Annotated in this window: 1 protein-coding gene; it reads right to left on the reverse strand. The window is 63.6% G+C overall.

Translation table 11 applies throughout. The features are described 5' to 3' along the window. Positions 1–276 (reverse strand): DUF1501 domain-containing protein (locus AB1L30_RS00040; RefSeq protein WP_367011319.1); only part of this gene is annotated, 276 nt, incomplete at its 3' end. Positions 277–324 lie beyond the last annotated feature (48 nt).

Genomic DNA, 324 nt, shown 5'->3' on the forward strand with positions numbered 1-324 from the left:
GGCGAGGACCCGAGCATCGTCGAACGGCATGTCCTTGCCGTCTCGAGCCGAGAGCAAGGGCTTGTAATCGAACGAGTCGACCTGACTGACACCACCTTGCATGAACAGGAAAATGACCCGTTTCGCCCTCGGTGTGAAGTGGGGAGCACGCGACGAAAGCAGATCCGCGGGCGACTCCGCCCGAGTCCGAGCCGCCGAGAGCCCGGCCAGCGCGATCGACCCGAAACCACACGCGGCCGATTGAAGCAAGGCACGACGATTGATTGGAAACCCCACGGCGTCCTCCACGAATGCTCACGGGTCGGTCGTGCTCCTGCGCGCTTG

Source organism: Bremerella sp. JC817 (genome assembly GCF_040718835.1).
Classification (GTDB): domain Bacteria; phylum Planctomycetota; class Planctomycetia; order Pirellulales; family Pirellulaceae; genus Bremerella.